The organism is Cupriavidus basilensis (assembly GCF_029335485.1).
GTDB lineage: Bacteria > Pseudomonadota > Gammaproteobacteria > Burkholderiales > Burkholderiaceae > Cupriavidus > Cupriavidus basilensis_E.
Genome location: NZ_JARJLM010000165.1, coordinates 1 through 5,545 on the forward strand (window position 1 = coordinate 1; position 5,545 = coordinate 5,545).

4 protein-coding genes and 1 pseudogene are annotated in these 5,545 nt (G+C 68.0%); 4 read left to right on the plus strand and 1 reads right to left on the minus strand.

Translation table 11 applies throughout. The features are described 5' to 3' along the window. Window positions 1-210 precede the first annotated feature (210 nt). The 4 genes from P3W85_RS10060 (at window position 211) to fae (ending at window position 5,236) form a co-directional block, all read left to right on the plus strand. The gene (locus P3W85_RS10060; RefSeq protein WP_017228605.1) at window positions 211-609 is read left to right on the plus strand and encodes a hypothetical protein; all 399 of its coding nucleotides are present in this window, start codon (window positions 211-213) and stop codon (window positions 607-609) included. Between the two features lie 197 nt (window positions 610-806). Then, complete coding sequence (locus tag P3W85_RS10065; RefSeq protein WP_276264686.1) at window positions 807-2,846, plus strand: sigma-54-dependent Fis family transcriptional regulator; 2,040 nt, start codon at window positions 807-809, stop codon at window positions 2,844-2,846. A gap of 380 nt (window positions 2,847-3,226) precedes the next feature. After that, window positions 3,227-4,486, plus strand: coding sequence for an ATP-grasp domain-containing protein (locus P3W85_RS10070; RefSeq protein WP_276264687.1), 1,260 nt, complete (start codon window positions 3,227-3,229; stop codon window positions 4,484-4,486). A 237-nt stretch (window positions 4,487-4,723) separates the two neighbouring features. Next, window positions 4,724-5,236, plus strand: coding sequence for a formaldehyde-activating enzyme (fae, locus tag P3W85_RS10075; RefSeq protein WP_017229170.1), 513 nt, complete (start codon window positions 4,724-4,726; stop codon window positions 5,234-5,236). 59 nt (window positions 5,237-5,295) lie between these two features. Here the strand turns inward: fae and P3W85_RS10080 are convergent. Then, a pseudogene (locus P3W85_RS10080) lies at window positions 5,296-5,545 on the minus strand (aspartate kinase); the annotation flags it as partial.

Sequence of the window (5,545 nt, forward strand, 5' to 3'; positions counted from 1 at the left end):
CCAGCCGTGGCAATGCGCACCCATTCGTTCCAGGGGGCGGGGCGATGCCGGGACAATATGTGTCATAACTGGACCAGCCGAGGCGGCAGAGCCGCCTAGGCGCGGCGCCGTTGCCGGCTGGCGCGCGACTTGCGTCGGCGTGCGGGACGAGCCGTGCAAAGCTTGCGAAAAATAGCGGCGTATGAAATCGCCCGACACGAGGAGACCCCCATGCTGCCTTCCTTCTTCGGCCTTCGGCATATGGCCTGCCTGCTGGCGGCATCGGCCATGATGCCGGCCGGCGCGCAGACGCAGCAAGACCAGCCTGCCAACAACTACCCCACCACCGCCCGCGTCGAATATGTGGGCGAGTGCATGGCGAAGAACGGCGGCGCCCAGGCCTACCTGTACAAGTGCGCGTGCGCGATCGACCAGATCGCTGCGCGGCTGCCCTACGACGACTATGTCGAATCCTCTACCTTCGCCAGGTACGCCACGCTCGGCGGTGAAGGCGGCGCAATATTCCGCGATCCGGAATACGGGAAGAACGCCGCCAGGCGCTATCGGGGCATCCAGGAGGAAGCGCTGCACGCCTGCGGCATTGCACCGGCGACGCGGGCGGCGCGCTGAGCCGGGGGCCCTCGAAATCGAGGGTTTCCGCCACGTTGATGCAATCCGGAGTCCGGCCTATAGTGTCACCTCCCCGAAGGAAATCGGCTTCCACGAACACAACCACCGTTGGCCGCTTCCTACATTGCGTCGCAGCAGATCGCAGCCCACACCAGATTGCACCGCACAAGAAGCCCGCAGGCTAAAGGAGGAGCTCGGTGACAATACTTCAATCCGCCAGTCACCACGTCGCGCAGATCCTGAACGTCGTCAACGGAGAGTTGTGCGGTGCACAGAACAGCTCGGTGGTGACGCGCTCCTGGGCGCGCTGCCTGCGGGACTTCCGGCTGGATCCGGCGCAACAGGCCATGCCGCCGATCCTGACCCAGCCGGAGTTCAATGTGCGGCGCGACCGCATGAGCGACCTGATCGCGTGCGCCAAGCTGGAGATGACCACGCTCTACCAGCAGCTCGCCGACCCCGAGCTGGCCGTCGTGCTGACCGATGTGGACGGCGTCATCGTGCATATGGTGTCGTCCGTCGGCTTTTCGCAGGACGTGGAACCGCTGGGCTTCCGCACCGGCGCGGTCTGGAGCGAGCGCGAAGCCGGCACCAACGGCATGGGTACCTGCCTGATCGAAGCCGAGCCTGTTGCGGTGCGGCAGAATGAACACTATTTTGCGCAGTACACTTCGCTGACGTGTTCGGCCTCGCCCATCTTCGACGACCGCGGCGAGCTGACCGCCGTGCTCGACGTCACCAGCCGTTCACCGCTGCTGCAGCAGCATTCGCTGGTGCTGGTCGGCATGTCCCGCCAGATGATCGAGAACCGGCTGATGGACGAGCGCTTCAAGCATGCGCACCAGGTCCATTTCCACAGCCGCCCCGAACTCGTCAACACCCTGCATGAAGGCAAGCTGGCGATCGACGGCAACGGCAGGGTGCTGGCAGCCAACCGCAGTGCGCTGTTCCAGCTGGATTTCCGTTCGCTGTCCGCGCTGCTCGGCAAGCAGATCGACGAACTGTTCAAGACCTCGCTCGACGAGATCCTGGCGCGGTGCGCGCGCCACTCCTTCCACCCGGTGCCGGTCTATCGCGCGAGCGCGTCGAACCGCTTCTTCATGGTGGCGCAGCAGCCAAACCTTGGCGCCAGCGGCAGCCCGAAGCCGGTCATCGGCCAGCCCGCGCCGCGGGCGGCGGACGTGGCCCCCCCGGCCGTGGCCGCGCGCAGCCTCGCCACGGAGGCGCCGTCCGCCAGGCTGGCCTTTGGCGACCCGCAGATGGAAGCCCAGGTCCGGCTGGCGCAACGCGTCATCACCCGGCGCGTCCCCATCCTGCTGCACGGGGAAACCGGCAGCGGCAAGGAGGTTTTCGCCAATGCCCTGCACCAGATGAGCCCGGCGCGCGAGCGCGCCTTTGTTGCCATCAACTGCGCCTCGCTGCCGGAAAACCTGATCGAGAGCGAATTGTTCGGCTACCGCGCCGGCGCGTTCACCGGCGCCCAGCGCGAAGGCCGGCGCGGCAAGATCATCCAGGCCAACGGCGGCACGCTGTTTCTCGATGAGATCGGCGACATGCCCATGACCCTGCAGTCCCGCCTGCTGCGCGTGCTGGAAGAACGCCAGGTCTCGCCGCTCGGCTCCGAGGCGGTGGTCAAGGTCGATTTCCAGCTGGTCAGCGCGAGCCACCGCAACCTCGCCGAACTGGTGCAGAGCGGCCAGTTCCGCGAAGACCTGTTCTACCGGCTCAACGGCATCGAGCTACGCCTGCCGCCGCTGCGCGAGCGCACCGATCGCCTGACGCTGATGCAGCACATTCTCGCCGAGGAGGCCGAGCCGGAGCGGGCGCCGGCGCTGGCACCGGAGGCGGAGCAGGCGCTGCTGCGCTACCCCTGGCCCGGCAATCTCCGGCAGTTGCGCCATGTATTGCGCACTGCGCTGGCGCTCTGCGATGGCGACGCCATCGCGTGCCAGCACCTGCCGGCGGAAATCACGCAGGGCGCGGCGGAAGCCAGCTTGCCCCGCGAGCCCGCCAGGCCAGCGGCGCCCGATATGCCGGACGACGAAGCGAGGGCGCTGGCGCAGTTCAATGCCATCCAGCTGAATGAGCGCGACACCATCCTCGGCCTGCTGCACAAGCACCGCTGGAACGTCAGCACGGTGGCCCGCTCGCTCTCCATCAGCCGGAACACGCTGTACCGCAAGATACACCGGCTGCATATCAATCTGGCGCAGGCAGAGACGGCCGACCAGCCGTAGCGCCGCCAGGCACGCGGCAGAGCCGTGACAGCCTGCGCGGAAAGCGGCACAGCGGCCGTGACAGTGCCACTGTCCCCCGCGCGTGCAGCAGGCCGGATTGCCCCGCTTGCGCCTCGTGGCACGCCTGGTATGCCGATTGCTTGATAGCGAGCGCCAGCGCAGCCATTGGCCTCTCTCCGGCGTGGTGCCACGGGACACGCCCACGCATTCCCCCGGCCCCTCATCCGCCGTGCGGAGAGCGGCAGCCTGATGAAGGCGACAGGGTGCTCCAGCTCCGTTCGAGATGGCGACGGCTGTCGCTCCCCCAACGGGAAGAGGGCCGGCTTGACCCGGCGCCACGCAAAGCGAAGCCCATTGTTCTTGACTCCCCTCGAGCCGCCATGCCCTCCCAAACCCTCATCGTTGCCGGCCTGTCTTCGCGAATGATGGCCGAGTCCGCGGCGCAAGCCGGCTTGCGCGTGGCCGCGCTGGACCTGTTCGGCGACGCCGACACGCGGCACGTCGCGGCGCGCTGGGAGCCGATCGGCGCCGCCGGCACGATGGCCGTCGACGGCGAACACCTGCTCGCCGCGCTGCGCCGGCTGCGCGACACCGAGCATCCGTCTGGCTGGGTTGCCGGCAGCGGCTTCGAACAACGGCCCGAGCTGCTCGATGCCGGCCACGCGCTGGTGCCGCTGTTCGGCAATAGCGCCGCCACGGTGCGCGGCGTCAAGCAGCCCGGTGTCTTCTTCCCGCTGCTGGCCGCGCTCGGCATTGCGCATCCGGAAACCCGCCTGGAGATGCCGCGCGATCCGTCTGGCTGGCTGTGCAAGGCTGTCGGCGGTACCGGCGGCTGGCACATCCGCCAGCTGGCCGCCGAGGATGCCGCCGATACCAGCGGCACCATCAGCACCGTCAGTGCCGTCAGTGCCGTCAGTGCCGTCGATACCACCCGCTACTTCCAGCGGCGCAGTCCCGGCCTGCCGATGTCCGCGCTATTCGTCGCCCACCGCCGAGGCGTCCAGCTGGTCGGCATCAGCCTGCAGCGCATCGCCGCGCACCACGACTGCCCCTATCTGTTCCAGGGCGCGGCCGGACCGTCGATACTGCCGGCGGCCGCGATGGCACGCCTCGTCGAGATCGTGCATTGCATTGCGCGCGAAACCGGCCTGCTCGGCCTGAACAGCATCGACTTCCTGTTCGATGCGCCGGAGCTCACGGTGCTCGAAGTCAACCCGCGGCCGCCGGCCAGCATGGCGCTCTACGCCGATGCCTGTCCGCGCGGCCTGATGCACGCGCACCTGCAGGCCTGCCGCGGCGCAACGCCCGAGCCCCCGGCGGTGCGGCAGGCCGGGGTGCGCGGCTTCCAGATTGTCTTCGCGCAAGAAGCGGCACAGGTCAACGCCACGCTCGCAGCCGCGCTGATGCGCACCGGCTGGTGCCACGACATTCCCGTGCCAGGCACCTATGTGGCTGCCGGCCACCCCTTCTGTTCGGTCTCGGCCACCGGAGCGGCCACAGGCGCGCTCGACGCCGAACTGTGCCTGCGCGGCGAGCGGATCCAGTCGCTGATCAAGGCGAGCCACGCTGAATTCCGCCGCACCGCCGGCATCCCCGCGGCCCTGTCCATCGGCACCCGCAACCTGCGCCAGCACGCCTAGCCAGCCGCTGCCGGCCCGCGCGTTCATCACATTGTGCGCAGGGATCGCCCGCCGCTCGCACAGAGTGTCACCCGTCGGGCCCGCGTCTGGCACAGGCAGATGCCCTCCACCATGCGCACGCCCTGGCAAAGGGGCCAGCGGCGGCACTTGGCATGGAACGTGTTAGGTAAAGCCCCGGGGGGACGCATTGCGCCTTCTTTTCCTTTCCTGAACATCCTCTAAACGGGAGACTCGCAAATGGCAAAAATCGATCGTGTTCGTGTTGGCGAATCGCTGGTCGGCGACGGCAACGAGGTCGCGCATATCGACCTGATCCTGGGGCCGCGCGGCTCGGCTGCCGAAACCGCCTTCTGCAACGCGCTGACCAACAACAAGGACGGCTTCACGTCGCTGCTCGCGGTGGTCGCGCCGAACCTGCAGGCCAAGCCGAACACCGTGCTGTTCAACAAGGTCACCATCAAGGGCGCCAAGCAGGCCGTGCAGATGTTCGGCCCGGCCCAGCGCGGCGTGGCCATGGCGGTGGCGGATAGCGTGGAAGACGGCACCATCCCGTCCGCCGAAGCAGACGACCTGTTTATCAGCGTGGGCGTATTCATCCACTGGCAGGCCGAGGACGATAACAAGATCCAGGACTACAACTACCAGGCCACGCGCGAAGCCATCAAGCGCGCCGTCGACGGCTGGCCGAGCGCCGCCGACGTGGTAGCCAGGAAGCAGAGCTCGGCGCATCCGTTCGCGGCGCATAGCTGATTGCGGGTTCGCGCATGCCGGCTGCCGCCGGCATGCGCCTGGCCGGCGCTAGCGCAACTTCAGCACGTTGCCGGATGCAGCAGCAGTGCGCGCATGCGCGCCAGATCGCTCTTGTGCAGCAGCGCGATGGGATAGGGCGCGCCCCGCGTGACATGGACGAAGCGGCGGTCGACCAGCCCCTGCCCGGCATACTGCTCCACGGCAAGGCCGGGTTCGACCGGACAGGACTTGACCAGTACCAGCATCTCGGCGTTGAGGCGGTTCGACAGCCACGCGGCCATGCTGTCCGAGCCGGCGCCCGGTTGCGAC

What these genes read in the sequence shown, in the direction of transcription:
- P3W85_RS10060 (WP_017228605.1), top strand. Translation starts at nt 211, where the DNA reads ATGCTGCCTTCCTTCTTCGGCCTTCGGCATATGGCCTGCCTGCTGGCG.
- fae (WP_017229170.1), top strand. Translation starts at nt 4,724, where the DNA reads ATGGCAAAAATCGATCGTGTTCGTGTTGGCGAATCGCTGGTCGGCGAC.
- P3W85_RS10070 (WP_276264687.1), top strand. Translation starts at nt 3,227, where the DNA reads ATGCCCTCCCAAACCCTCATCGTTGCCGGCCTGTCTTCGCGAATGATG.